Here is a 25,695-nt window from a genome sequence, read left to right as displayed (position 1 = left end):
CATGACCAACCAAACTTATGATGTCGCAATCATCGGCTCCGGACCCAACGGCCTAACAGCCGCAGCATACTTGGCCAAAGCTGGCGCCGAAGTGTTAGTGCTGGAGCATCGTTTCGAGCGCGGGGGCACCTTCGCCTCGGATGATTATTCAACGCCTTACACATACAACCTCGCCCAAGCCAGCCTCCCTCTGGGTCAGGAGCTCCCTCCCTACCGCGATTTGGCTCTGCAGGAGAACGCCGTGGGCCTGGTAGAGCCGGCGGTGGCCTTCTCGGTCACTACCCGAGATGGGCGCAACTTCTTTGTAGGCAGAGGTGGCATTGGCCTTGGCGCAAAGATTGAGCGTCTGTTGTCCGCCACCGACGCTGCAGTGCGACCCCTTCTTTACGTGGCTCCACAAAGCTATGACAGTGTTGTGGAAAGGCTGGCTGCGACAAGTCCTGAAACCATCGAGCTGGCCTCGTTGACACCTGAAGGGCTGGCCAAGCTTACAGATTCGCCCGAGGCGGCCATTGCAGTAAGGTACGCGGCCGGGCTCGCCGGCTTCACTGCACCCGATTCAGAATTCGGTGTGATTGGCGCGTTTGCTTTGGCCCGCCAGTTCAGCCCTGTCTTGGTTCAGGGTGGAATCAAGAATCTTGCCAACGGAATCTATCGGGTAGCGGCCAAAGCAGGTGCCCGACAATATGTTTCGGCCAGCGTCCGCGCGGTCACCCAGAACGAGGATGGCTTCGAGTTAAGACTCGACGATGGCCGCAGGTTCTTGTCCAAGACCGTTGTTTCAACCGTCGATCCCCAAACCAATGCGGACCTGCTTTCAGCAGAATTGGACACGGCCGATCTCGAAGAAATAGCCCAGAACTGGAAGCTCGACCCGACAGGTCCATTCATCTCTCACTATGGCATCAAAGGCATTCCGCATGAGGATCTAAATCCGGCGACGAATGCTTTTCTTCACATCATCGGATTCGATGACGAACACGAGGTAACGGATCACTTCATGACGGCCGAACGCGGTGAGCTTCCGAGTAGGGTTGCCGGGCATGTCTCTTTCACTTCCCTCCACGACCCGTTTCAAGCCTCCCCCGGCCCCTACGGGCCTCTACACACGCTGCGGTTCGAGACTCATGCCCCGTTAGAACATCCTTCTGGCCAGTCATGGACCCGCAAGCGCGTTGAGTACCGCCAGCAGATATGGGAGATGCTCAAGCAGACATTCGCCCCGCTGGCCGACGTGACGTTGTTGTTCCAATTCGCAGACAGCCCCGCTGACATCTCCAAGCGCTTCCCTACTGCTCGGAACGGCTCAGTACGACAGGGGTCCCTGGCGGCAGAGCAGACTTTCACCCAGCGTCCGGCTCCGGCTTGGTCCAGCACTCGGACTCCGGTCAAGGGTTTTTACGTCGGTGGTGGATCGGTCCATCCTGGCATCTCTGGTTCTCTTGGCAGCGGCTATTTGGTCGCAGGCACCGTGGCCGAGGACATTGGTCTTGAACGTTGGTGGTCCGCACCCGAGCTCTGATGCCCGACCGCTAAACAGCACCGAGTAGTTGTCTGTGTTCCCCCCACCCGGCTGGTTTGATTGGCACTTCGACTGGCATTGCCGCCTAGAGTCGTTCCAATCAAACCAGCCGTCTTGGTTCATGAGCGTCTTTATCCTCAATCCGAAAGTTTTACAACAACTTCATCGAATCCTGCGCCAGCCACTGATCGACCTTGGCGACGGACCACCGAACGAAATTTTCTCTCTTTGCTCATCCAAAAGAACAGTGATTTCGGTGGATTTCAGCATGGAAAAAATCGTCAACGCCGTTGAGCAAACGAGGACCATAGGCTGCTGACGGCTTGAACAGGCCAGACCATGCTCGTTGGACCTGTGGATCATCGTCCACGTGGCATGTACATCGGCGGCTGGCAGCGGTAAGACACTTCCCGTTACAGACCTAATGCCTAGGCCGAGGCCAGTGCGGCGGTTGGTGCGGTACGTGAGGCACGCACCGCCGGCAACACCCCGGCCAGTGCCCCCACGGCAATGGTGACCAATACCCCGGCGAACAACACCGCCGGCGGAATCGAGACGGCCCAGCCATTGGAGCGTGCCGCGATCGCGGTGACCAGCCAGCCCAGGAGCGTTCCGGCTAATCCGCCCAGGGCCGAGAGCAGCATCGCTTCAAAGAGGAACTGCAGCCTGATGTGTCGGCGCGTGGCACCTAGGGCGCGGCGCAAACCGATCTCGCTGCGGCGTTCAAGTACCGAAATGACCATGGTATTTGCCACCCCGATCCCGCCGACCAGCAGCGCGATGGAGCCCACGCCCACCAGTAGCCCGGTGAAGGCCTGGTCCACGGTGTTCTTTGCTGCCAATGCGTCGGATGGACGCGAGACCTTGACCGAGGTGGGCGCCTGCGGGTTAATCGTTGGCGGCAGTAGCTCGCGCACCGCCGCCACGCGCTCCTCGGAGGAGCGTTCAAAGATCATCGTTGGGGTACCGGTGTAACCCAGCAGGTCGCGGGCTATCGGTTCCCCCACCAGCGCGACCGAATCAAGTTCCGGGGCCAAGGGGGTGGAATCAAGGATGCCCACCACGGTGAATTGTTGCCCACCGAGCCACACCATGGATCCGGCACGCTGGATGCCCAAGCGTTCGGCGGTGGTGCGTCCCAGCACCGTGGTTGGGAACTTGGAGGTGGCCTCGTTGAACCAGCTGCCGTGCATGAGATTGGCACCGGTGGCCGTGAGCAGGTCGCCATCGGCCACCGCAACGCTCAACCCGCCGGTGCGTGAGGCATCGATCTGGTCATTGCGGTAAATGTTCACACCATCAATGGCGCCGATCGAACCCACGTGCTCCACACCGGGGATGCGGCGAATATTGGCTACCGATTCCTTGGGCAGGTCAACGTCTTGCCCGAGCATGTCGGTACCACCGGAGACAGTGAGCATATTTGTGCCCAGCACCGAGAGTTTCTCCTTGACCAATGCCTGGCTGGAGGTGGAAATGCCGATCACGGCGATCATCGCGGCAATACCAATGGCGATGCCCAGCGAGGAAAGTACCGCGCGCATGGGCCGGGCACGGAGCCCGTGGAAGCCTAGGGAAAGCAGGTCCCCGGAGCGGAGCTTTGAACGTTTTAGCTGGCCCATGAGGCTTCCTTCCGTTGATCGGCGAGTATCTGTCCGTCACTAATGCGGACCTGGCGTGGCATTTGTTGGGCAAGCTCGTTATCGTGCGTGATTACCACAACAGCGGTGCCCGCGGCATTGAGTTCACGCAGGATGGCCACCACCTCGGCACCGGATGCGGTATCGAGGCTACCGGTGGGCTCATCGGCCAGGATTAGCCGTGGATTGCCCACCACGGCGCGGGCGATGGCCACGCGCTGGCGCTCGCCGCCGGAGAGCTGGCGCGGGTGATGCCCCATGCGGTGTCCCAGTCCCACGCGCTTGAGTGCCACTTCGGCACGTTCCTTGCGTTCGCGCGGCGGAATACCGGTGTACAGCAGACCGGTCGCAACGTTATCCAACGCGCTGACGCCGTCGGAAAGGTGGAATTGCTGGAAGATAAAGCCAATGGTGTGGGCGCGCAGGGCCGAAAGCTGCGCGTCATCAAGCGTGGCGAGGTCGTGCCCGGCAATATAAGCCTCCCCGGAGCTGGCTTGGTCCAGTGAGCCAATGATGTTGAGCATCGTTGATTTACCGGAACCGGAGGTGCCCACGATGGCCAGCATTTCACCTTCCTCGATGACCAGGTCGATGCCGGCCAGTGCGGTGGTTGGTGGGGAACCATAGGTTCGAGTGACCCCGCGTAGTTCAATAATGGGCGCACTCACTTGGCGACCACCACGGTGTCCCCGGCTTTCAGATCCGACTCGAGTACCTCAACCAGGCCGTTGGCGAAGACGCCGGTCTTCAGCGGAACCAGCGTGATCGTTTCTCCCTCACTCACCTCGACGGCAAATCCACCACCTGGCTGAGCAAGCAGCGCAGAAACTGGAACCTGGATGACATCTTTGGCCTTGGTCTGCTTGAATTCCACACCGACCGGCATATCTTGTAGCGCCGCCGCTGCTTCCGGCTTATCGAGTACTACGGTGACCGGGATCTTAGCTCCGCCACCCTCCTCTTCAACCGGGGCGCCTACAGAAGAAATCGTGCCCGGTTCGTTGATGCCGCCGGGCAGCGAAACACTGACCTTGGCACCCTTCTTCGCCAGCGAACGAGCAGAGGTATCAAGTTTCACGCCAACTTCCTTGTTTACTCCTGTCACGGAAATGATTTCACCGCTGGCGGCCGAACCGGACTTGGCTTTGACGCCCTGAATGCGTACGTCGTTGGGAGCGAAGATGATCCGGCCGTGTTCAATGACCCCGTCCTGCTTCAGACCCACGGACTTCTGCCAGTACTTGATGGCGGTTTTGGTGGCAGGGGTGAATTTTGTATCTGCGGTGAGCTTGAAGAACCCAAGGGATTTCAAGGATTTTTCTAGCTGCAAGACGTCATTGCCGTTGCTCATGCCCTCGGAGAAGGCACGCCAGGCCGGCAACTTGCCGCGCATCAGCGTCACTGGTTTGTCATCGATGCGGAAGAGTTCGTCGCCGACCGAGACCACGGTGCCGCTGCCACGGGTAGAGGTGACGATGCCTTCCAGGGTCGTACCCATGTCTCGGGATGCTCCATGGCCCAGGTTGCCTTGGACTCGCACCGTTTCCACCAGGTCCCCACGTTTCGCTTGGGTACGTTCAATGTTTAAGGGAGTGGGTCCGTCGGCTTCGCTAGCTGGCGGCTGGACCAGCACGATGATGCCGGCGACAAGTGCCGCGCTGGCTAGTCCTAAACCGGAAATCAGGAGTGTGCGTTTGGTTTTGCGTGGACGGGTCATGGTTGTTTCGTCGTTTTCAATACTCATGTTGTTCTCGCTCACTTACCATTTACCTGGCTGTTGGCCTTCTGCTCACACTTGTCAAAAACGGCCATGTCGGTTTCCGGGCCGAAGGCACCGGTGGCCGAGGGCTGGCCCTTGACCGGGTCCGGGACGTCGTATCCGGCTTCACGCATGCAGGATGCGAAGGCCAGCTGTGAATCAAACATTTCCTGCTCGCTCGGCTGGTTTGCATCCACCGGTGGATCGCCAATCTCTTGTGCGCACTTCGCGTAGGCCGCATCGAAGGCCACCATGTCGTACTGGGACATATCTACCGAGCTGGTCATGCCGCCTGGTGCGTCGTTCGGGCCGGTGAGGGGGAAACCGGCAGTCAGCATGCAGTCATCGGTTTTCTGGCGCCAGTCCATCATCGAGAGCTGATGATTGTCGGTCTTCAATTCGGTGCTCTGCGGCTGTGCCGGGGAGCAGGCCGTCAGGCCCAGCACCAGGGCGATCCCGGTGAAAGCAGTGAGCCGGCGGGCAATGGAGCGTTTCTTCATGGTGCTGTCCTAACGTTCGAGGTGTGGGGGTCTTGAACCACTTGGGAACCATCACATCAGAAGCAAGGTTTAAGGAAGGTAAAGATCGATATTTACCTTTTTCCAACCCGATCCCTGATTGACTGGTAGGTGGCAGCTAGCAGCCACACCATGAAGGGAATAGGAATAAACACGTGCGCGTCCTAATCGTTGAAGACGAGGAGTTTTTGGCCGAGGCAATCCAAGATCGGTTGGCCATGGAATCTATCTCCGCGCAGGTGGTCGGTGACGGCGATTCGGCGCTGGAAATACTCATTGAGCAAGACTTTGATGTGGTGCTGCTTGATCGAGATATTCCTGAGGTGCACGGCGATGAGGTGTGCCGCCGATTGGCCGCCGATCCGCAGGGACCTGCCGTATTGATGCTCACCGCCGCCGGAGATTTGGAGGAGCGCGTGGCGGGTTTGGAGCTGGGTGCCGATGATTACATGTCTAAACCCTTCGAATTTGCAGAGTTGATCGCCCGGCTGCGGGCTCTGTCGCGCAGGAAATTTACCACGCTGCCACCGGTGCTAGAACGCGGCGGGATCCGGGTTGATTCGGCACGCCGTGAAGTTAGCCGTGATGGAATTCCCATCGTCCTGACACCCAAGGAATTTACGGTACTGGAATTGCTGATGCAGGCAGGAGGCGAGGCCCTGAGCGCCGAAACGCTGCTGGAGCGAGCCTGGGATGCGAATGCTAATCCTTTCACTCACGCCGTGAAGGTCACCATTAGCACGCTGCGTCGCAAGCTCGGCGATCCCAGCCCGATCAGAACTATTTCGGGTGCTGGTTATGTCTTTGTCTAAAACCCTCGAAGAGCAGTCCGGACTCCCCAGTATCCGTAAATACCGGGCCACGGTGCGAACGCGTCTTGCCCTCACATACTCCGCGCTACTCACCGGTTCGGGAATTGTTTTGCTCGGCTTGGTCTACGCATTCATGCGTTTTGTACCCACCTATGATCTGGCACCTTCGGTGACCCCAGCTGCCACAAGTATCCCCGGCCCAACGCACGGGTTAGAAACTCCGGAGACTTTATTCCCCGATGAAGGAGTGCCAGCTACCCCTTCGGGGCCCGCTTCAGAACTATTGGTGACTTCGACGGACCAATTGCTGAACCTGTTCTTGATGGTTTCCTTGGTGGTCTTGTCGATTTTAACGATCGTCGGGATAGCCGTGGGTTGGGCCGTGGCCGGGCGGGTACTCAAGCCTTTGACTTACATCAATACGGCAGTGCGTTCGGCAACTCAGGGAGATCTGAGCCAACGTATTGGCTTGGAAGGCCCTAGGGACGAGATTTCCGAACTTGCGGCAAACTTCGACACCATGCTCGAACGACTCGAACGTTCCTTTGCCGCATCCAAACGATTTGCTTCAAATGCTTCTCACGAATTGAGCACACCGCTGGCTACCAGCAGGGCCATGCTTGATGTGGCACTTGCCCAGCAGGAGGACCCTGCGGTGCGCAAGGTGTTGGGACGCTTGCAGATCATGAATGAGCGCAGCATTGAAATTACCGCGGCATTACTGGAACTTGCACGTGTGGATTCGGCGAGCACAGCCGCACAGGTCATTGACCTAGCAGAATCTGCTCGCGAGGTGGCAAGAACTTGCCAGGCCGAGGCCGCTGAGCGTGGTGTGAAGATTCAGCTCTTGCTGGAGCCCTCCCGGGTGAGTGGTGATCCGGTATTAATCCGCCAATTGCTTAGCAATCTGGTGCAGAACGCGATTCGGCATAATCTGCCTCAGGGCGGACAACTGAGCATCCAAACGTCAACCAATGTCCAGGGGCAGGCCAATCTGCGGGTAACCAATACCGGTGCGTTGTTAGAACCAACGGTGGTACAGAATCTTACCGAGCCGTTTTATCGGGCCGCAGGGCGCACCTCAGCCTCGGGAACGAAAGGCCACGGGCTGGGATTGTCGATCGTCGCCGCCATTGTGGAACGGCACCAAGGGACTCTTGAACTACGTGCCGTGCCGACCGGAGGGTTGAGTGTTTCGGTTAGTTTTCCCAGCGTTTCACCGGAATCGGTCTAAACTCTCTGACTCCGGATCCGAGGTGCCTCACGATACGCCCAGCGTGATTATGCCGCCTTGGAAGTAACGAACCTACATGTTCATTTCGATCTTTGCGTCCTTGCGCAGTTTTTCAACATAGCTTTTGACAACCGAAGCTTCCTTTTGCAGTTTGAGTTGTTGGCTCAGCTCGGCTTTGATCTCATCAAAGCCGGGAATGTTTTTGGCTGTGGCCGGGTCCTTTTCAGCCTGCTTCTTGACCGTATCGTAGGCAGCTTTCAGGTCCTTTTCATCAGGCGTGAAATCCCCGACCTCCGTGGCAATCAGACGTTCAACTTCAAGCTGGGTGCGTAGCTGTGCGCGCACCGCCGTTTCGTCGAGCCCCTGCTTGGCCATAGCCTCCAAGAAGCCCTTGGTATCTAGCTTGTTGGACTTGGCAACATCGGCGAGCGCCTTCTCCTGATCTTTGGCCGTGGCAAAGATCTTTTTCTTGGCTGCCTGTTGGATCAGCAGCTCGGTGTTGACCAGGCCTTCGGCGGTCTGCTGACGTAGCTGTGCCTGGTCTAGGGTTTGTCCTGCCATTTGGGCTTGCAGTGCGATCTGCTGGAATTGGCCTTCATAGATGCGCGTGAAGTCTGCTTTGGTGATCTTTTCACCGTTGACGATGGCAACGATGTCAGGCACGTCGCCGAGATCGGGCTTGGGAAGCTGTCCACTGGGATTCGCAGCACTTGGGTCAGCGCTTGGATCGCTTGTCGTCGCGCTGGGGCCTGCCGATGAAGAGCTCGCCGCATCCGGCGCCTTATCATTTTGAGCACTGCAGGCGCTGGTGAGCGTCAAGGCGGCAACGATTGCCAAGGACGCGATCCACTTTTTATTCAAAACTTTTCTCCACACTTTTGCTTAGATCCTTGTGAACACTAACAGGTTCCGCTGTTTGCAAGCTGTGCGAGGGCTAGCTGCCCTTTGACGTAACGAAGCAATCACATATTGCACCGTTGGCTAGGCATCGGCGATACAAACCGAAATACTCATCTCATGAGGATCATCAGCAGAAGTGCAGGTCTTGGTGCAATTTGTATTGGCTTAGTGCTTGTTTCTGCAGCATGCGCTCAAGGACCGGCGAGTTCGGGAGATTCCCAACCATGCCCTCCACCTCAATATTCGCTCGGATCCAGCTCCGTAAGTGCCGGTGGGGAACTGAAAATTTCGGCGCAGGACGCCACCTGCGATCCGCGCTACGGGCAGGATGCACAGATTCAGCTCCAGCTGCTTGATTCTGCAAATCAGGTACTCGAGACCAAACTCGCCCCCATGGCCGATGCCGGCTCCTTCGATTACACCTTGAAGCTTCCGGCATCGTTGAAGCCAGGAACTTATGGAATTTCGGCAACCCCGCACAATCTTGATTGGTGCGATGACACCGGGGTCAATAACCGCATTGAGAACCCCAGCTTTGGGACTACCGGACTGGTGATGGTGCGCGCATCGTGCATGATGCCGTTGGAACAGTTCACGCTCACCAAGTAATCGCTGCCTGAGTAGGTACGAACCTATGAACTGGTGCGTCACGCAGCGAAAAGTGTAAGCATCGCGTAGGGGTTTGCCAGTAGCGCGTGAGGATTTCGTAAGGATCGGGTGCACGAGTCATCCGCGGGTATCTGATGGAAATGTCATCATCATTTCTTCATCGGAGGGACGGCATCACCGTCATGCTCGACATCATTTTTCTATTGACAGTTCTTGCCATTTTTGGCATCCTGGGCCTCACGCTGCAGGCGGTGGAAAAGCTGTGATCGTTTTTGAGATCATCGCCGCCGCGTTGGCAATTGCGGGCATCACCTACCTGTTGCTTGCTTTGTTGAAACCCGAGCGATTCTAATGTGGTTTTTCATCGCGCAGGTGGCATCGCTGGGGCTTGTGCTCGCAGTGTTGTATCGCCCGCTAGGCGACTACATGGCCCGGATCTACACCACAAGAAAGGATCTGAAAGTCGAGCGCGGCATCTACCGGCTCATCGGCGTAGATCCGGCATCATCCCAAACATGGCAGGCCTATGCACGTGCAGTGCTTGGCTTCTCACTGGTGGGGGTCTTGCTGCTCTATGGGCTGCAACGACTCCAAGAATGGCTGCCTCTTGCGTTGGGTCTTGGCCCGGTCGCCCCGGGGATCGCCTTCAATACAGCCGTCTCCTTCGTGACAAACACCAACTGGCAGTCCTATGCCGGTGAATCAACGATGGGCTACCTGGTACAGGCGGCGGGGCTCGGTGTACAAAACTTTGCCTCGGCAGCCGTCGGGCTGGCCGTGGCAGTCACCTTGATTCGGGCCTTGGCCGCGCGCCGTGCGGCAACCCTTGGAAACTTTTGGGTGGATTTGATCCGCGGGATCGTCCGGTTGCTGCTACCGCTATCAATCGTTGCCGCGGTGCTCCTGCTGGCGTCCGGGGTGATCCAAAACTTCAACGAATTCACCCACATCACCACGCTAGTGGGTGGAACCCAAAGCATTCCCGGTGGACCGGTTGCATCTCAGGAGGCAATCAAGCTGTTGGGTACAAATGGTGGAGGGTTCTTCAATGTAAATTCCGCTCATCCCTTTGAGAACCCCACACCGCTGAGCAACCTGTTTGAATGCGTGCTGATGCTGGTAATCCCCTTCTCACTGACCCGTACGTTCGGGGTGATTGTGGGGAACAAAAAGCAGGGCTACACGATCCTTGCCGTGATGGCCGGGCTGTTCTTGATCTCGCTCACCGCACTTACCCTGCTCGAATATGCGGGTGCTGGAAGCGGTCCACAGGGCGCCGGCGCCGCCATGGAGGGCAAGGAGATGCGTTTTGGCATCGGCGGATCCACACTCTTTGGAACTTCAAGCACGCTGACATCCACCGGGGCAGTAAATTCAATGTTTGATTCGTTCACAGCACTGGGCGGGATGTTGCCGCTGCTGAACATGATGCTCGGTGAGGTGGCGCCGGGCGGCGTTGGTTCCGGGCTCTACGGAATGCTTGTCCTTGCCATCATCACCGTGTTCATCGCCGGCCTGCTGGTGGGGCGTACTCCCGAGTACCTTGGCAAGAAGATCGGGGCGCGGGAGATCAAACTCGTCTCGCTCTACCTGCTCATCACCCCCACGCTGATCCTTTCATTCACGGCGCTGAGCTTTGCTATCGCGCCGGTGCGTGCCGAGATTGAATCGGTGTCAATGCTGAATCCCGGACCGCACGGTTTCTCCGAGGTGCTTTATGCCTTTACCTCGGCGGCAAACAACAACGGATCTGCCTTCGCAGGGCTAAGCGCCAACACCCCGTGGCTCAACACCACGCTGGGCATCACCATGTTGCTGGGTAGGTTCCTGCCGATGCTCATGGTTCTAGCCTTGGCCGGGGCGCTTGCGGCCCAGGACCGCATCCCGGTCACCGCCGGAACGCTGCCAACTCACAAACCCCAGTTCTCGGTGCTGCTGGGCAGCATCACGCTCATCGTCACCGCGTTGACGTTCTTCCCGGTCCTGGTTTTGGGACCACTAGCCGAAGGGCTCCGCTAAGTCATCATGTCTATTCTCATTAAAGATGCAACAGAACCTCCTACGGGTTCCGCTCCTCACGGCCACGAGCACACTCCGCGCAGTAGTGCACTGAGTCTGGCTCAAGTCAGGGCAGCGGTCCCCGGTGCCTTCAAGAAACTTGATCCACGGCTGATGTGGCATTCCCCGGTGATGTTCATAGTGCTCATTGGCGCGTTGCTGACCACCGCGTTGGCCGTTGCAGAGCCCTTCCTCGCCGCATCTTCCGGCGCCGAAAATTCGGCGGAGCCCGCCGGTTTTACCGCGGCGGTTGCCGGCTGGCTGTGGCTGACTGTGCTTTTTGCAAACCTTGCCGAGTCTGTTGCGGAGGGCCGCGGCAAGGCTCAGGCTGCATCGTTGCGGGCTTCGCGAACTTCAACCATGGCGACAGTGCTGCAAGGCTATGACCCAAGCAACGATCCCACCGGCAACAAGCTGGCAACAACACAAATCCCTTCAACCGACCTGCGCATCGGAGATTACGTACGGATCATCGCCGGTGAACTGGTGCCGGGCGACGGTGAAATCGTCAATGGCATCGCAGCCATCGACGAATCGGCAATCACCGGAGAATCTGCCCCGGTGATCCGTGAATCCGGTGGCGATCGATCGGCTGTCACAGGAGGTACAAAGGTGATCTCCGATGCCATCATCGTGCGGATCACCACGGCCGTGGGAGATTCACTGGTTGACCGGATGATCAAGTTGGTCGAGGGTGCCCAGCGTCAAAAGACCCCCAACGAGATTGCGCTAAATATCTTACTTGCCACGCTCTCGATCATTTTTGTGGTTATAGTGCTTGCCTTGAATCCGATTGCCGCATACTCAAACGCCCAGGTGTCCCTGCCGGTACTCATTGCGCTGCTGGTCTGCCTGATCCCGACAACCATTGGTGCGTTGCTTTCGGCGATCGGCATTGCTGGCATGGACAGGCTGATCCAACACAATGTGCTGGCGTTATCCGGGCGGGCGGTGGAGGCGGCCGGAGATATCACCACGCTGCTGCTTGATAAGACCGGCACCATTACCTATGGCAATCGGCAGGCAGCCGAGTTCCATCCGCTTTCCGGGGTGACCCAAACCCAGTTGGCACGGGCCGCTGCCGATGCTTCGGTTGCCGATGCAACACCGGAAGGCCAATCGATTCTCACCCTCGCTTCTTCCTTGGGTGTGCAGGCCGATCGGAACCCTGACGGAGTGAGCGTGGAATTCACCGCGCAAACACGCATGAGCGGCATCGACTTCACCGACGGAAGCTCGCTGCGCAAGGGCACCGGTTCCGCGATCCTGGCCTGGGTGGCAGAGTCTGCGCCGCTTGAGTCCGGGCGCCAGCAGGAACTAGGGACGATCATCGAGAAGATCTCTACAGTCGGTGGCACCCCGCTGGTGGTCGCCACCCGCACCGCAGATAGTGCCTCGGTGCTGGGCGTCGTCTACCTGAAGGATGTGGTCAAGCAGGGTCTCAAGGAGCGCTTTGCGCAACTACGTGCCATGGGCATTCGTACCGTGATGATCACCGGGGATAATCCGCGCACCGCCGCCGCGATTGCCGCCGAGGCGGGCGTGGATGATTTTCTGGCCGAGGCCACCCCGGAAGACAAGATGGAGTTGATCAAGGCCGAGCAGGCAGGCGGCAACTTGGTGGCTATGACCGGCGATGGCACAAACGATGCCCCGGCGTTGGCGCAGGCCGATGTTGGAATGGCGATGAATTCGGGTACCTCCGCGGCGAAGGAGGCCGGGAACATGGTTGATCTGGATTCGGATCCAACCAAGCTGATCGACGTGGTGCGCATCGGCAAACAATTGCTGATCACCCGTGGCGCGCTGACAACGTTCTCGATCGCCAACGACGTTGCCAAGTACTTCGCGATCATCCCGGCAATGTTCTCGATAGCTTTCCCAGGTCTGGCGGTGCTTAACATTATGGGGCTTTCCACCCCGGCCTCCGCAATCCTTTCGGCGGTGATTTTCAATGCGCTGGTGATCGTCTTTTTGATTCCCTTGGCACTGCGCGGGGTGAAATACCATCCGCGTTCGGCCGCCGCAACGCTTAACCGCAACCTGCTGATTTACGGTCTGGGTGGAGTCATTGTTCCGTTTATCGGAATCAAGCTCATCGACATGTTGATCTCACTGATTCCGGGGTTCTGATGCGCACCGCAACCTCCTGAGTGTTCGGCACTTTCGCTGATTTCTCCCCTATTTTCCGCTCTTCAAAGGATTGATATACGCCATGGCTACAACCCGTTCGGTTTCCCGCACACTTTGGGTGTCGGTGCGTTCAATGCTCATTCTCACTTTGGTCCTGGGTGTGCTCTTTCCCGCGGCCATTTTGGGTATTGGGCAGCTAGCTTTCCCCGCCCAGGCCAACGGTTCAATGCTCCAGTCCCCCGGACATACGGGCCCGGTGGGTTCGGCCCTGCTGGGGCAAACTTTCACTAGGCCCGACGGTACTCCGGACCCGGCCTATTTTCAGCCGCGTCCCTCGGCAGCCGGCACCGGCTATGACGGCACAGCATCCTCCGGATCCAACCTGGGTCCGGAAAACCCGGTACTGCTCAAGGAGATCGCCGCGCGCAAGGCAGCTTATCTTGCGCAAAACCCCGGAACTATTGTGGTGCCACCGGATGCACTGACAGCTTCCGCCTCCGGACTTGACCCGGATATCTCGGTCGCAAACGCTCTTGATCAGGCTCCACGAGTGGCTAAAGCCCGCTCACTGGATCTGGCTAAGGTTCTCGCGCTGGTGCACCAGCAAACAACGGGCCGTGACCTAGGATTTTTGGGAGAAGAAAGAATCAACGTGTTGGAGCTAAACATTGCCCTTTCACGGTTGGAGAATTAGCCACATGAGACGTGGAACGTTAAGGGTCTTACTCGGCGCGGCCCCCGGCGTCGGCAAGACCTACGCAATGCTCCAAGAAGGCCACCAGCTGCTTTCCGAGGGCAAAGACGTGGTTTTGGCCCTCGTGGAAACCCATGAGCGGGAACCCACCGCCGCGCTGGTTTCCGGACTTGAGCTAATTCCACGAAAGCATCTTACCCATCGCGGGGTGCAACTTTCCGATATGGATCTTGCCTCAGTGTTAGTCCGCGCACCACAGATCGCGCTCGTTGATGAGCTGGCGCATTCAAATGTTGGCAGCGGAGGCAATGCCAAGCGATGGCAGGATGTTGATGAATTACTTACCGCCGGGATCGATGTAATTTCTACCTTGAACGTCCAACACATCGAATCGCTGGCCGACGTGGTGCAGGAAATCACCGGGGTTGCCCAACGCGAGATGATTCCCGATGCCGTGTTGCGGGCCGCAGATGCCATCGAACTGATTGATCTAACGCCGCAGGGCCTTCGTGAGCGGCTCGGGGAAGGGCTGATCTATCCGCCGGGGCGCATCGATGCCGCACTCTCAAACTATTTCCGGCTTGGAAACCTCACGGCACTGAGAGAATTGGCGCTGCTCTGGCTTGCCGACGAGGTGGATTCCGCGCTGGAAAAATACCGCGCCGAACACGGGATATCAACCCGTTGGGAAACACGTGAACGAGTCATGGTTGCCTTGACCGGTGGTGAGGAAGGCGAGACGCTGTTGCGTCGCGGGGCCAGAATTGCAGCACGTTCAGGTGGCGGGGAGCTAAGCGCCGTGCACGTAGCCGCACCCAACGGGCTACTCGAAGCTCACCCCAAACTCTTGGCAGACCAATGGTTACTTGTTGAACGGCTCGGCGGGAGCTTTCATCAGGTAATTGGCGAGGATATCCCCGCAGCACTTGTTGAGTTTGCGCGCGCCGAAAACGCTACCCAGCTGGTGGTTGGTGCCTCGCGGCGTTCAAAGCTAGCTGCGGCGCTCAGCGGCCCGGGCATCGGTGCCGGGATTGTGCGCCTGAGCGGGGACATCGATGTACACATGGTTAATCATGCCGCGGCCGCCGGCGGGCACCGTTTGCCACGCGCCGGTGGCGCGCTGAGCGTACATCGCACCCTTACCGGATTTATTCTCGCGTTACTTGGCGGGCCGCTGCTTACATGGTTTCTTCACACGCTACCCAATAGCGATGATTCAATTACCGTCGATGTGCTTGCCTACCAAATGTTGGTGGTAATCGTCGCCTTGGTCGGTGGGCTGTTTCCAGCAGTCTTTGCCGCGCTGCTTTCCGGGCTCAGTCTTGACTTTTTCTTTATTGAACCGCTCTACACGATCACCATTGCCGAGCCCACACACCTTGTGGTGCTGGTTTTATACATTCTCATTGCCGGGTTGGTCTCAGTTGTCGTTGATCAGGCTGCCCGGCGGCATCGCACCGCAACGCGAGCCGTCGCCGAATCCGCGCTCTTGGCAACGGTTTCGGGTTCGGTGTTGCGCGGTACCGATGCACTGAGTGCCTTGATTGATCAAACGCGTGAGGCTTTTGGCCTGACCGGGGTGCGTTTGGTTGATCCGGCGGGAGAAAACTATCAGGCCGGGGTGCTGAGCCGGGATCCTGTGAGTCTACCCGTGGGTGAAAAAGCACGCCTTGAACTCTATGGCAGGGAGCTTGCCGTCTCCGACCGGCGAGCGCTTGGTGCAATTATTTCCCAGCTGGAAGCTGTGCTGGATTTTCGAGCGGTCTCGGCAACTGCAGATGAACTTGGGCCGTTGGCTCGAGCAGATAAATTGCGTAGTGCATTGCTTCAGGCGCTGGGTCATGATCTGCGCCGGCCGCTGACCGCCGCAACTACTGCGCTGAGCGCGCTTGGTTCAACCGAAGTTTCCTATTCGCCAGCGGATCGGACCGAGCTATTGGAAACCGCAACCGAATCGGTTCATTCTCTTTCCTTGCTTGTCACCGATCTTTTGGATGTTTCGCGGCTTCAGGCGGGAATGTTGGGGGTGCATATGGTTACCACTGGGGTGGAGGACATGTTGTTGCCTGCTCTTGAAGAGGCTGGGTTGGGTCCGGATGCACTTGAGCTGGAGATCCCGGTGGGGTTGGCGATGGTTCAGGCCGATCCGGTGCTCTTTCAGCGCATCGTGGTGAATCTGTTGCTCAACGCGGTGCGGCATGGAGCTGGTTCACGGACGCCGATTCTTGCTGCAAGCCAATTTGGTGGGCGTACAGAGATCAGGGTTATAGATTTTGGTCCCGGGATTCCTGCAGAACTCAGGGAGTCGGTTTTTGTTCCGTTCCAGCGTCGTGGGGATACCGATAATCTAACCGGGTTGGGGTTGGGGCTTGCGCTGTCTCGTGGCTTTGCCGAGGCAATGGGTGGGTCGCTACTTCCGGAAGATACCCCGGGTGGAGGATTAACCATTGTGCTTTCCCTGCCCGGCTCGGCTGTGGAGCCCGGGTCTGTGGCGGAACCGCGTGAGGGAGAAACTAGATGAAAATTTTGTTGGCCGATGACGATCCGCAGATTTTACGTGCCCTGCGCATTACCCTTGCTGCCTACGGTTATGAGGTAATCCCGGCTGCCGATGGTGCGGCGGCCGTGCGGTTGGCCGTTGAACGTCACCCGGATTTGTTGTTGCTGGATTTGGGGATGCCAAAGCTTGATGGGATTGAAGTGATTAGTGCCGTGCGTGGCTGGTCATCGATGCCGATCTTGGTGCTTTCCGGGCGCAGCGATGCAACTGACAAGGTCGCTGCCCTAGATGCTGGTGCCGATGACTATGTCACCAAGCCTTTTTCCACCGAGGAATTATTGGCGCGGATTCGTGCACTATCAAGGCGCACCCCGAGCGCTGCAGGAACCACCAGCACTGCAGGACCAGCGGTGATTCGCTTTGGTCAGGTGAGCGTCGATATGGCAGCCAAGGTCGTCACGCGTGGACCGGACCAGCGGGTGCTGCGTTTGACGCCCACCGAATGGCAGGTGCTGGAGGTGTTGCTCAATGCCCCTGGCAAGCTTGTCACTCAACAATTCTTACTTGAACAGGTGTGGGGACCGCATTTACTCAAGGAGACCGGGTATCTGCGTCTTTATGTGGGGCAATTGCGTAAGAAGCTTGAGCCGGTTCCTTCAACGCCACGGTATCTCATCACCGAGCCTGGCATGGGGTACAGGTTTGTTCCCGATGAAGGATCCTAGAGGCTGACTTCACCGCGAACACAGCTGGACACATTTCCACCAACCCAGATGTCGTCCCCATCGGCGGTGATGTGCACTCGTCCGTGGTAGCCAATGACCGTGCCTTGGGCAGCAGTATAGTGCCTGTCGATGTTTGTAGTATCGAAGATCCAACGTGCCAATCCGGCATTCAGGCTTCCGGTCACCGGGTCTTCCCATACCGGATCGTCCCCAAGGAATGCGCGCACCTCAAAGCGGGCGTCGTGCCCGGGTGAATGCTCACCGATCACTCCCACACAGAAGGTGCCAAGATTTGCGGGATCTGGGCGCAGGGCAAGCACTTCTTGGGCGTTAGCGAGTTTGACCCCAATCCATTCCGGACCGTTGACCAGCCAGGAGCAGTCGAGGATGGTTTCGCGGGTAATGCCAAGAGCTACAGCAATCTCATGTATCTGTGCTTCGGCCACCGGTTCATAGCGAGTCAGCGGTGGGGCTTTGAAGGCAAGTGATTGGTCATCGACTCGGACGTTGATCAGTCCGGCACCGCACTCCTGAATGACCTCGTGTTCGTTCTTGGCCTTTCCCCCACGATCCAGCCAAGAAAATGCCGTGCCGAGTGTTGGGTGACCGGCGAAGGGGAACTCTTGGGTGGCGGAGAAGATGCGAACCCGGTAGTCGGCCAGCGGGTTGGTGGGGGTGAGTAGGAACGTGGTTTCGGCAAGGTTCGTCCATTTGGCGAAGCGTTGCATCTGCTCGGTGCTCAGCTCATCTGCATCATGCACCACCGCCAGTGGGTTGCCTTGGTATGCAAGCGGGGAGAAAACATCGACTTCGCTATATCTATGGATCTTCACGTATTCAACGTAGCAGGGGGGCAGCTATTATTATCGCCCAAGCCGAGCAAGTTCTGAGCGCCACGCGATATTGTGACTGAAGCTAGCTTCTTGCTGTCCTCATCGCCTGAGCCCCGGGCTCGGCGTCGACTTGCTCGAGAGCTTGGGGCAGATGTTTGCGGGAGTTCAGCGCGATAACAGCCAAGGAGATCATGCACAGGATGATGGTGCCTCCCATGATCCACAGGTTGCTGACCCATTGGGCGATGAAGGCAATAATAGTTGGTGCCAGGAATCCGGCGTAGGCAAGGGTGTAGAAGAAGCCGGTAAGGGTACCTAGCTCGTTGGGGTCTGCAGCCCGCTGAAGTTCAAGTAGTCCACTGACCATCAATAGCCCGTTTCCGCAGCCAAGCAGGGCCGATGTCACCAGACCAAGTATTGGGCTATTGAGCAGGATCGCGCTTAGTCCTACGCTCATGCCTAGCAATACGACAGTAACTCCACAGAGCAGGGATCGGGCGTTGCTGACAGTATCTAAGCGTCGGGCCAGTGGCTGAATCAGCACTCCGAAGCCCATGGTGATTCCAACTGTCACCGTTGTGTAGATCAGGCGTTCTTCGCGCATGGCTGGGACCATTTCCGGGATGACAACAAAACCCATGGTTGCCGCCGCAAAAACCCAAGGTGCCGCGGGTGCAATGACCGCCCAGAAGCGTTTGCGTCCGCCAGCATGGGCCACCGCGGCAACGCTAGCGGCCTTTGGACCTGCATTGATCTGCGCGGAAGCACCTTGCCGTTCGCGAGTTTCTGGCAGTTTGAGCAGAATAAAGAGTAGCGGGATGCACAATAAGATATGCACAGCATAGGGAACGAAGTCTGGACCCGGGACTGCGGCTACAAGGATTCCGCCAATGACCGGTCCGAGGCAGAATCCTGCGCTGGTCAGCAGCGAGGCACGACGGGCACCCGAGCCTGGCACCGCGTGGGCATCCCAAGGCCGCTGGGAGAGTTCCTTGACCCAGCTTGTCGCCGCGGCCATTGCCAATCCTGTGGCGGCTCCGGCCAAGAGTCTTCCCACGAAGAGGGGCGCCGGTCCCCAGGCCACGCCCATCAGCGTCAGGCTCGCGGCCATGGAGAGAGATACAGCGATGATTGTTAGCTTTTTACGCCCGGTTTTATCCGAATATCTTCCGCCGATGAGCAGTGCCGGGACTAGTGCCACTACGTAGACACCTAACAGCGAGGTGACGAGCAGTTCGGAGAATCCGTGGTCTTGTTTGTAGTGCACCAGTAACGCAACATACTGATTCGCTCCCCACCCGACAACCATCAGGCTCAGTGCTGCGGGGAACCAATATTTGACCGAGCTGGACATGGTGGTGGGCTCTCCGACTTTCACTTGGGATGTTATTTCACGTTGCTGGCAAGTGTTTCATGTTTGTTCATGTGGGCCTGGATTGATGACGCTGCAAGTTTACGCAGCAGATACCGACGTATAGATGGTCGATAGACTGGGCGGTGTGACCGATCTACATGCCCAGTCCCCCGAAACAGCTCTTACTCCGGCCAAGCGCGGACGTCCAAGAGACGCGGCCAAGGATCAATTGATCCTGCAGGCTGCCCAGGAGTTGTTGGCCGAGGTCGGTTATGAACAGTTCACTATGGAAGCGATTGCCACGCGCGTGGGGGCATCGAAAGCGACGCTGTACCGGCGTTGGGCTTCAAAGGCAGAGCTGGTGGCCGGGGTGATTGGTGATCTTGAATGGAGTGCTCCCGCCCCGGATACCGGGTCGCTGCGTGAAGATCTTTTGGAGCTGACCGGGGTGTGGTTTGCCGAAGATAAGATGCGCGATCAGATCTTCATGAACCTTTTGGCTGCGTTGCCCCGCGATGAGAAGCTGCGTGAACTCTTTATGACCAGGGTGTCGATTCCTCGCGGTATCGCCATTGAGGCGGTGATTAGCCGCGCGATCAAACGTGGCGAGCTGAGCGGCGGAGCGGGGTTGGAACCATTGCGCGGTGCTTTGCCCGCCTTGGTGTTCCATCGTTTGGCGGTCGAGGCACGTCCGGTTGATAAGAAATATATTGCTTCGGTGATTGATGCGGTTATTATTCCGGCGCTGCGTGCCGCGGCAAATCCTCAGGCATAAATCAGCTTGTGGCACCGTATTTAGGTGGGTGCCGAGGATCACGGGGATGACACATTGCCATTAACGGTACGGTTACGTACTGTTAATGGTGGCGGTAGCGTTCACGCCCTCAGTCGCACCCACCGAAACGAGATAACAGCAGAGCCATGGATGCAACTCTGTCCGCAGCCCGCGAGAAAGTTCAGGCTCCAGCCTTCAAGCTGGTCTTTGCCGGCCTGATCCTGGCGGTGCTACTCAACGCCCTAGACCAAACCATCGTCGCCACCGCATTACCCACCATCGTGGGCGAACTCGACGGCTTCAACCAGCTCGCTTGGGTCATCACCGCCTACATTTTGGCCTCCACCATCGGGCTGCCGATCTACGGCAAGCTCGGCGATCAATTCGGTCGCAAACCCGTCTTCGTCTTCGCAATTCTGCTTTTCCTGGCCGGCTCGGTCTTCAGCGGCATGGCCACCTCCATGCCACTGCTCATCGCCTTCCGCGCATTGCAGGGTCTTGGCGGCGGCGGATTGATGATCGGCGCGCAGGGCATCATTGCCGACATGGTCCCACCCCGTGACCGAGGAAAATACATGGGCCTGCTCGGCGCGGCATTCGCGGTGGCGTCAATCAGCGGCCCACTGCTGGGCGGAATCATCACCGAGTCTTGGGGCTGGCGCTGGATCTTCTACATCAACGTGCCACTCGGTGCCATCGCGCTCTTCTTCATTCTCAAATACCTGAAGCTACCCAAGACCCCTAAATCCACTGGTTCCCTTGATTATGCCGGCATGGCGCTGCTCTCTTCGGCCTCGGTTCTGCTGGTCCTGATCACCAGCCAGGGCGGCACCCACGGATGGACTTCCCCGCTGATCCTTGGCCAGAGCGCAGCACTACTAACCCTCGTGGCACTTTTCATTGTTGTTGAACGCCGCGCAAGCTCCCCGGTACTACCTGGATATCTCTTCAAAAACCGTCAGGTGCTTATAGCAACCATTGCCGGGATCTTGGTGGGCGTAACCATGTTCTCCACCATCTCCTACCTGCCAACCTTCTTCCAGCTGGTCAACGGCGCCACCGCAGTAGGATCGGGCCTCATGATGATCCCGATGACACTTGGCAACGTCTTTGGTTCAATGGGCAGCGGCGCAATGGTCTCCAAGACCGGACGCTACAAAATCTTCTTGATCACCGGCCCCATCCTTACCCTCGGCGGCCTTGGACTACTGGGCTTCATGGACGCCCACACCCCGTACCTCATGGCAGCTGCAGGCATGTTCATGGTAGGCATCGGCATCGGTGTGATGATGCAAAACCTCGTGGTCATCGTCCAGGCCCAGGTATCGCGCGCAGATCTAGGCGTCGCCACAAGCGCCACCAACTACTTCCGCATGATCGGTGCCTCGGTAGGCATCGCGGTCTTCGGCTCGATCTTCGTCTCCTCATTCACCACCAAGATCGCCGGCAGCGGCATCGAGATTGCTCCGGGCGGCGAAGGCGGGCTGGGCTCGCTGACCCCAGAATTCGTCCACTCACTTCCCGCCAGCAGCCAGGCCCTGATCGCCGACGCAATGGCGGGCTCCATGCCACAGATCTTCATCATTTCCATCTTCCTCGCCGTAGGCGCCTTGATACTTGGCTTTATGATCAAGGAAACCCCGTTGGCAACCACACGCGGCTAACCGGAGGCCTTCGGCAAACGGTACGCTTGATATCTGCTTCAACGACAGGCTCCCGAGTCTCACCCGACACGCAATGCAACGGGTACGACCTCCGGGAGCCTTGTCGCTGTCTCAGCGCACCAATGACTCACAAACGAGGAAAATTACATGAGCCACAGCACCGATTCCCGACCCTTCTTCCTAGACTGCGATACCGGGATCGATGATGCGCTGGCTCTTGTCTACCTCTTGGGCGCCGGTACCAATCTGGTTGGTATCGGATCGGTCTCCGGAAACACCAGTGCGGCACAGGGCGCCAGCAATACCCAAGCCCTGCTGGCGCTCGCCGGACGTACAGATATTCCTGTCGCTGTGGGCGGCCATGATCCATTGGAGGGTAGCTACCACGGCGGCACCACCCACGTGCATGGCCACAATGGAATCGGCGATGTCCAGCTACCGGAAATCACCGGCACGCCGGAAGCCATGAGCGCCGCCGAACTCTTGGTGACCATGGCACGCAAGTACCCCGGTGAATTGCGGGTCATCGCGATCGGACCGCTGACCAACATTGCCGCGGCATTACGTCTGGAGCCAAACCTTCCGGCGCTGATTGCCGAACTGACCATCATGGGTGGTGCAGCTATCGCGCCGGGAAATATCACAGCCGTCGCCGAAGCCAACATCCACGGGGATCCACTGGCAGCTGCCGAGGTCTTTGCGGCGAACTGGGAAATTGTGTTGGTACCGCTTGATGTCACCATGCACCACGTGCTCGAGGAAGATGACAGGCTACGGCTGCTGGCAAGCGAGCACCCTGCGTTGAGCGCCGTCGGAGACATGCTCGGCTACTACTTCGATTTCTACATCGGTGTCTTTGGACGTCCGTGTTCCGCGATGCATGATCCGTTGGCAGCAGCCATCGCCATTGGACGGGTAGAAGCACTCAGCGCCCCCTATGCACGAGTCATCGTTGATGCAACCGATGGTCCGGGTCGCGGGCAAACCATCTGCGATATGCGTGGGCTCTACAAGGGTTATCCCAAGCCGGCCGGGGCCACCTGTCGCGTGGTGCTCATCGCTCAGGAGTGCGCCATGGATGAAATTATGCACAGCACCCTAGCCTTAGCAACCAACATTTCGGCCTAAACGCATTAAAAGCAGGTGGTGTGCTTCTTCCCGGGCCAGGGAAGAAGCACACCACCTGAGCAAAGCAAGTGAACCAATTTCAGAACCTGAAATGTTACTCCTTACGTTTGCCAGTCACCATGCCCCAAATCAGCAGCACCACAATTGAGCCACCGGTGGCCAGCAGCCAGGTTTGGAGTGAGAAGAAGTTCTGTAGTCCGCCGCCGAAAACGGCATTGCCAATGAAACCACCAACCATGGCTCCCACGACGCCAAGCACCAAAGTAGCGATCCAGCCACCACCTTGTTTTCCGGGAAGAATCGCCTTGGCCAGTGCGCCCGCGATGAGACCGATAAGGATCCATCCAAAGATAGTCATGATTACTTCTTTCCTTGTCGCATTATGTTGATTTCTTGAGTATTCGTTCGAGCCTTATGAGCTGCGGTCAACGCGTTTGCTGGCATTGCGGCGTTGAACTCGACCGCGCAGCCAACCTAAGGCCCACACGCCCAAGGCCAGCAATATCCGGTTTCTCATTTCCGCCCCACTTTCGGTTCCGCACTACTAGCCATGCCACGGTGCGCTACCTGTTGTTGCTTGCGTGCCACCGAGAATTCGATGGCCGTGTCCTCTGCCTCCACACCCAACGACAGCTCGAGAGCTTGCTGAAGCCGTTCGGAAAGGCTGCGGCTCAGATCCGGCAATCGTGCCCAAGGTTCGGCAGTGATGCGTAGCAGTAACCCCGGAAAATTAGCGCTCCCATGCAGCGCCACCTGGGCAGACTGTACTGCGGGGTCGTCCTCCGCCATGTGCTTCAAGGCGCCCTCTAGGACGCTTGGTTGCATCGTGGTGGTCCCGTTAGCCACATCATCTTCGAGCTTCAGCGTTCCCGCACGGGGGGTTCGGGGCAACTGCCTGATGAGCCAAGACACCGCAAGAACTAGGAGCAACAGCCCCAGTACTATCACCGCCGCGGCAAACCAGTCGGCAAAGGCAATCCCGCCGGGAAAATCCAAGACGCGCCGGGCGCCATCGGCACCCCAATAACGGGTGGTATTGGCCGCGTCTTCGTTCCACAACAGCCCCACCAATGCCGGCCACAGTACCCAGCTTGCGGCGGCGAGCAGTCCGAGTCCCCACAAGGCGAGCGCCACGCGGTTCCAGGTCCCTTCCGAATGCCTCATGACAGGCTCCTCACCTGAATGTTAATACGTGGGAGCGGGGCTTCAAGGGTATCTTCTAGCACCTCGGTGGCCGCGCTCAGTGCCTTGTTGTGAACCGTCTCGGTAGCGCGTAAAGGTGTGCTGACGCGCACCTCGACGCGCACGCGGCGCAAATTTGCGCGCACCGCAGAGACGCCATCGATCGAATCGATGCGATGTTCAACCAGCCTAGCGATTCCGGAACCGTTGATCCGCACGTCACGTGAATTTTCGGTGGCCACGGCAAAATGCTTCCGTGGTCCGGGAATCAGTGCGCTGAGCAGCAGGATCAACCCCAGTATCGCCAGCAGGCTAGCCACGGCAATGACCAGCGGGCTTGAGCCGGTCAGCGACCGGTCACTAGCCACGAAGAGCACGAACTCGGGCCATTGACCGGTTCTGATTCGGCTAAATCCGGCCGCGATCATCGTGATGGCAACTGCACCAATCAGTATTGCGGTGATCGTGGCCGCAAGCCCGCGGGTAGAACGTGTTCTGGCAACGGGTGCGGGGGAATTGACGCGCGTGCCGGCCGTAACTTCGCTGTTCACAGGATCCTCCTTGCCGCAGGTGCGTTCTCGAGCCACTGCACCTCGATGTCCACGGGGGCCGCGGTGATATCTGCAAGGGTCCGCAGGTCGGTGACCACCGCCTCACGGATCTGGGCTGTGATGGCCCGCAGATCCGTGGGGAAGCGCAGCGCGACTTTCAGGCTAATAGAAGCGACGTTGCCGGCGAGTGACACGTTGACAGGTGGCAGGGCCCCGAAATCGTTCGTCTCTCCGATGCCGAGCACCCCGCCACTTCTGGCTCCGACCTGCGGGTGCCGCGCCGCCGATTTGGCGGCGATACGTTCAACTACCCGTTCGTTGACGCTCAGGCTCCCCCGATGTGCCGGGTCATTCGATTCGCGCTCCATGCTCAGCGCCGCCCTTGTAGTCGAGAGACCACTTCATGCAGGTCTACGCGTCCTTCCAAGACGTGGCCGATCCAGAAAGCTGCCAACGCCACGAGGGCCACCAACAGCATTGAGAAGAATCCGCCAAAGACCCACACGGAGCCCAGCACCAGCCCCACCGCAACGCTGAATCGGGTGGTTGTCATGGCCTTACTCCAAGCGATCTGAGCGGTCGGTGGACTCGTCGTCATCTTCGGGAAGATGAACGTCGCTGACATTCACGTTGACTTCCAGAACTTCCAGAGATGTTCCGTGTTCGACGGCTTGGATGACATTGCGACGGATTTCTTCGGCGACTTCGGCGATCGCCGCACCGTATTCAACAACCACATTGACATCGATTGCGGTCTGACGTTCGCCCTTTTCGACGCTGACGCCGCCGCTGACGTTGGTCTGCGAACCGGGGATGCGTTCGGCCAGGGAATTCAGTGCACGTCGGGCAGCATTGCCCATGGCGTATACGCCGGGGACTTCGCGGGTTGCGATGCCTGCAAGTTTCTGCACCACGGTGTCGGCGATGGTCGTGGATCCGAATTCTGTGTGCAGCGGACCCTTCGGGGTTTCGTCCTTGGTTGCTGCTTCGGCCGCCTGCGCCTCTTCGGTTGTCTTGGGAAGGGTTCGGTTGTTGTTCTCTGACATTGTCTATCCATCCGTTTCTTCAAGAGCTTTGGTGCATTACACAGATACAGACGTGTGA

General features: G+C 58.3%; 28 protein-coding genes. 15 read left to right on the top strand and 13 right to left on the bottom strand.

What is annotated here, in order from left to right:
• Nucleotide 1: 1 nt before the first annotated feature.
• A complete protein-coding gene (locus CQ018_RS07050; protein WP_105549257.1) occupies nt 2-1,522 on the top strand; it encodes an NAD(P)/FAD-dependent oxidoreductase in 1,521 nt (506 codons plus the stop codon).
• Between the two features lie 121 nt (nt 1,523-1,643).
• Nucleotides 1,644-1,841, top strand: coding sequence for a hypothetical protein (locus CQ018_RS19800; protein WP_146111835.1), 198 nt, complete (start codon nt 1,644-1,646; stop codon nt 1,839-1,841).
• 109 nt (nt 1,842-1,950) lie between these two features.
• On the opposite strand, the gene CQ018_RS07045 is transcribed toward CQ018_RS19800, so the two are convergent.
• The 4 genes from CQ018_RS07045 to CQ018_RS07030 are packed head-to-tail and all read right to left on the bottom strand — an operon-like array spanning nt 1,951 to nt 5,421.
• Nucleotides 1,951-3,144 (bottom strand): ABC transporter permease, encoded by a 1,194-nt coding sequence (locus tag CQ018_RS07045; RefSeq protein WP_105549256.1) that lies wholly within the window; start codon nt 3,142-3,144, stop codon nt 1,951-1,953.
• Nucleotides 3,132-3,830 carry an ABC transporter ATP-binding protein gene (locus CQ018_RS07040; protein ID WP_105549255.1) on the bottom strand — a complete coding sequence of 233 codons (699 nt, stop codon included), beginning with the start codon at nt 3,828-3,830 and terminating at the stop codon, nt 3,132-3,134. The genes CQ018_RS07045 and CQ018_RS07040 overlap by 13 nt, the downstream gene beginning before the upstream one ends.
• Nucleotides 3,827-4,921 (bottom strand): efflux RND transporter periplasmic adaptor subunit, encoded by a 1,095-nt coding sequence (locus tag CQ018_RS07035; RefSeq protein WP_105549254.1) that lies wholly within the window; start codon nt 4,919-4,921, stop codon nt 3,827-3,829. The genes CQ018_RS07040 and CQ018_RS07035 overlap by 4 nt, the downstream gene beginning before the upstream one ends.
• Nucleotides 4,918-5,421: a hypothetical protein gene (locus CQ018_RS07030; RefSeq protein WP_105549253.1), complete on the bottom strand. Its 504-nt coding sequence runs from the start codon at nt 5,419-5,421 to the stop codon at nt 4,918-4,920. The genes CQ018_RS07035 and CQ018_RS07030 overlap by 4 nt, the downstream gene beginning before the upstream one ends.
• Nucleotides 5,422-5,594: 173 nt before the next feature.
• On the opposite strand from CQ018_RS07030, the gene CQ018_RS07025 reads away from it, so the two are divergent.
• Together CQ018_RS07025 and CQ018_RS07020 are read left to right on the top strand one after the other, a co-directional pair.
• Nucleotides 5,595-6,251: a response regulator transcription factor gene (locus CQ018_RS07025; RefSeq protein ID WP_105549252.1), complete on the top strand. Its 657-nt coding sequence runs from the start codon at nt 5,595-5,597 to the stop codon at nt 6,249-6,251.
• Nucleotides 6,238-7,485, top strand: a complete 1,248-nt coding sequence (locus CQ018_RS07020) for a HAMP domain-containing sensor histidine kinase (RefSeq protein WP_105549251.1) — start codon at nt 6,238-6,240, stop codon at nt 7,483-7,485. Before CQ018_RS07025 ends, CQ018_RS07020 begins: the two co-directional genes overlap by 14 nt.
• Before the next feature lie 72 nt (nt 7,486-7,557).
• On the opposite strand, the gene CQ018_RS07015 is transcribed toward CQ018_RS07020, so the two are convergent.
• On the bottom strand, nt 7,558-8,346 hold the full coding sequence (locus CQ018_RS07015) for a SurA N-terminal domain-containing protein (RefSeq protein ID WP_181149771.1): 789 nt from the start codon (nt 8,344-8,346) through the stop codon (nt 7,558-7,560).
• A gap of 156 nt (nt 8,347-8,502) precedes the next feature.
• On the opposite strand from CQ018_RS07015, the gene CQ018_RS07010 reads away from it, so the two are divergent.
• The 8 genes from CQ018_RS07010 (at nt 8,503) to CQ018_RS06980 (ending at nt 17,104) form a co-directional block, all read left to right on the top strand.
• Entirely contained in the window at nt 8,503-8,994 is a 492-nt protein-coding gene (locus tag CQ018_RS07010; RefSeq protein WP_105549249.1) for a hypothetical protein, read from the top strand.
• A gap of 140 nt (nt 8,995-9,134) precedes the next feature.
• On the top strand, nt 9,135-9,260 hold the full coding sequence (locus tag CQ018_RS20440) for a hypothetical protein (protein WP_258142426.1): 126 nt from the start codon (nt 9,135-9,137) through the stop codon (nt 9,258-9,260).
• On the top strand, nt 9,257-9,346 hold the full coding sequence (locus CQ018_RS07005; protein WP_105549248.1) for a potassium-transporting ATPase subunit F: 90 nt from the start codon (nt 9,257-9,259) through the stop codon (nt 9,344-9,346). Before CQ018_RS20440 ends, CQ018_RS07005 begins: the two co-directional genes overlap by 4 nt.
• Nucleotides 9,346-11,013 (top strand): potassium-transporting ATPase subunit KdpA, encoded by a 1,668-nt coding sequence (gene kdpA / locus CQ018_RS07000; protein ID WP_105549247.1) that lies wholly within the window; start codon nt 9,346-9,348, stop codon nt 11,011-11,013. The genes CQ018_RS07005 and kdpA overlap by 1 nt, the downstream gene beginning before the upstream one ends.
• A 6-nt stretch (nt 11,014-11,019) precedes the next feature.
• The gene (kdpB, locus tag CQ018_RS06995) at nt 11,020-13,185 is read left to right on the top strand and encodes a potassium-transporting ATPase subunit KdpB (RefSeq protein WP_105549246.1); all 2,166 of its coding nucleotides are present in this window, start codon (nt 11,020-11,022) and stop codon (nt 13,183-13,185) included.
• An 82-nt stretch (nt 13,186-13,267) separates the two neighbouring features.
• Entirely contained in the window at nt 13,268-13,879 is a 612-nt protein-coding gene (gene kdpC, locus CQ018_RS06990) for a K(+)-transporting ATPase subunit C (RefSeq protein ID WP_105549245.1), read from the top strand.
• Nucleotides 13,880-13,883: 4 nt separating this feature from the next.
• Nucleotides 13,884-16,400, top strand: a complete 2,517-nt coding sequence (locus tag CQ018_RS06985; RefSeq protein WP_105549244.1) for a DUF4118 domain-containing protein — start codon at nt 13,884-13,886, stop codon at nt 16,398-16,400.
• Nucleotides 16,397-17,104 carry a response regulator gene (locus tag CQ018_RS06980; protein WP_105549243.1) on the top strand — a complete coding sequence of 236 codons (708 nt, stop codon included), beginning with the start codon at nt 16,397-16,399 and terminating at the stop codon, nt 17,102-17,104. The genes CQ018_RS06985 and CQ018_RS06980 overlap by 4 nt, the downstream gene beginning before the upstream one ends.
• Here CQ018_RS06980 and CQ018_RS06975 read toward each other — a convergent pair.
• Both CQ018_RS06975 and CQ018_RS06970 read right to left on the bottom strand, forming a co-directional pair.
• Nucleotides 17,101-17,937 (bottom strand): PhzF family phenazine biosynthesis protein, encoded by an 837-nt coding sequence (locus CQ018_RS06975; protein ID WP_105549242.1) that lies wholly within the window; start codon nt 17,935-17,937, stop codon nt 17,101-17,103. The two genes, CQ018_RS06980 and CQ018_RS06975, sit on opposite strands and share 4 nt — an antisense overlap.
• Before the next feature lie 82 nt (nt 17,938-18,019).
• Nucleotides 18,020-19,315, bottom strand: a complete 1,296-nt coding sequence (locus tag CQ018_RS06970; protein WP_258142425.1) for an MFS transporter — start codon at nt 19,313-19,315, stop codon at nt 18,020-18,022.
• Between the two features lie 121 nt (nt 19,316-19,436).
• Between CQ018_RS06970 and CQ018_RS06965 the strand changes: the two genes are divergently transcribed.
• The 3 genes from CQ018_RS06965 to CQ018_RS06955 all read left to right on the top strand — a co-directional run bounded on the left by CQ018_RS06965 (nt 19,437) and on the right by CQ018_RS06955 (nt 22,858).
• Nucleotides 19,437-20,066 carry a TetR/AcrR family transcriptional regulator gene (locus CQ018_RS06965; protein ID WP_181149770.1) on the top strand — a complete coding sequence of 210 codons (630 nt, stop codon included), beginning with the start codon at nt 19,437-19,439 and terminating at the stop codon, nt 20,064-20,066.
• Nucleotides 20,067-20,212: 146 nt separating this feature from the next.
• Complete coding sequence (locus CQ018_RS06960) at nt 20,213-21,730, top strand: MDR family MFS transporter (protein WP_105549240.1); 1,518 nt, start codon at nt 20,213-20,215, stop codon at nt 21,728-21,730.
• Nucleotides 21,731-21,877: 147 nt separating this feature from the next.
• A complete protein-coding gene (locus CQ018_RS06955; RefSeq protein WP_105549239.1) occupies nt 21,878-22,858 on the top strand; it encodes a nucleoside hydrolase in 981 nt (326 codons plus the stop codon).
• 94 nt (nt 22,859-22,952) lie between these two features.
• On the opposite strand, the gene CQ018_RS06950 is transcribed toward CQ018_RS06955, so the two are convergent.
• The 6 genes from CQ018_RS06950 to CQ018_RS06925 form a co-directional block, all read right to left on the bottom strand.
• Nucleotides 22,953-23,216, bottom strand: coding sequence for a GlsB/YeaQ/YmgE family stress response membrane protein (locus tag CQ018_RS06950; RefSeq protein ID WP_105549238.1), 264 nt, complete (start codon nt 23,214-23,216; stop codon nt 22,953-22,955).
• A gap of 155 nt (nt 23,217-23,371) precedes the next feature.
• Nucleotides 23,372-24,022, bottom strand: coding sequence for a hypothetical protein (locus CQ018_RS06945; RefSeq protein ID WP_105549237.1), 651 nt, complete (start codon nt 24,020-24,022; stop codon nt 23,372-23,374).
• A complete protein-coding gene (locus CQ018_RS06940; RefSeq protein ID WP_105549236.1) occupies nt 24,019-24,591 on the bottom strand; it encodes a DUF6286 domain-containing protein in 573 nt (190 codons plus the stop codon). Before CQ018_RS06940 ends, CQ018_RS06945 begins: the two co-directional genes overlap by 4 nt.
• Nucleotides 24,588-24,959: an Asp23/Gls24 family envelope stress response protein gene (locus CQ018_RS06935; RefSeq protein ID WP_105549235.1), complete on the bottom strand. Its 372-nt coding sequence runs from the start codon at nt 24,957-24,959 to the stop codon at nt 24,588-24,590. Before CQ018_RS06935 ends, CQ018_RS06940 begins: the two co-directional genes overlap by 4 nt.
• Nucleotides 24,960-24,961: 2 nt before the next feature.
• Entirely contained in the window at nt 24,962-25,144 is a 183-nt protein-coding gene (locus tag CQ018_RS06930) for a hypothetical protein (protein ID WP_105549234.1), read from the bottom strand.
• A gap of 4 nt (nt 25,145-25,148) precedes the next feature.
• Nucleotides 25,149-25,637, bottom strand: a complete 489-nt coding sequence (locus tag CQ018_RS06925) for an Asp23/Gls24 family envelope stress response protein (RefSeq protein WP_105549233.1) — start codon at nt 25,635-25,637, stop codon at nt 25,149-25,151.
• Between the last annotated feature and the right edge of the window lie 58 nt (nt 25,638-25,695).

Origin of the sequence: Arthrobacter sp. MYb227 (assembly GCF_002975435.1) — a bacterium.
Taxonomy (GTDB): domain Bacteria; phylum Actinomycetota; class Actinomycetes; order Actinomycetales; family Micrococcaceae; genus Paeniglutamicibacter.
The sequence above is the reverse complement of the archived record's forward strand: the minus strand, read 5'-3'. Positions and strand labels throughout refer to the sequence as shown.